A 672-nucleotide genomic window follows, 5' to 3' on the forward strand; every position below is an offset into this window, starting at 1 on the left:
TGGCGTTGGCGTTGGCGTCGGCGTTGGCGTTGGCGTTGGCAGACATGCGATTGCGTGCCCGGTCATTCGACATGAGTGTCGCCAGCAGGCCGTCGAGCAAGCGCCTTTAGCTCGATTAAAATCATTGCCGATGAACGCAGATGAAGAGGATACGCCGGGTGATAGCTACAGATGACCGAGTATCAAGGCGCGCCTCTTCAATGAGTCGCGCAGCGCGCTCGAGGACGCATATAGCCGAAAAAATGAGAAGAGGAGGACACTCTGCGCGTGAAGCAGCTACCGAGGGCAGCCCCACGGGTGACGAAACGCTCACCGTGCCAAAGTGATCGGCCGGCTTGGAGCTGCAGTCCGACTAGGGCAAAACAGCATGGAGCGCGATGTCGGGGTACTTGCACTGATCGTCGCGATAGATCCGTTGCACGGATGCCCGCTCATGCGATCACGACTGGGAAGCGTTGGCTCACCGCGATCAACTCAACTTCGATCCAACTCTCGGCGATGCAAGTCGCGCAAGGCTTCCTTTCCTGGCTACAGACAGGGCGGCGGGAGCAGAAACAAGCCACTAAGCCCGAGGGTGACACGCATGCGCAGCGCACTTGAAGAGCCTGCACGGGCCCTTCTGCCCTGCCGGCGCTCTCGCCCGCCAACGTGTCATTGCCTGCACAATTTTCC

Origin of the sequence: Burkholderia sp. Nafp2/4-1b, assembly GCF_003635165.1 — a bacterium.
In the GTDB taxonomy this organism is placed as follows: Bacteria; Pseudomonadota; Gammaproteobacteria; order Burkholderiales; family Burkholderiaceae; genus Burkholderia.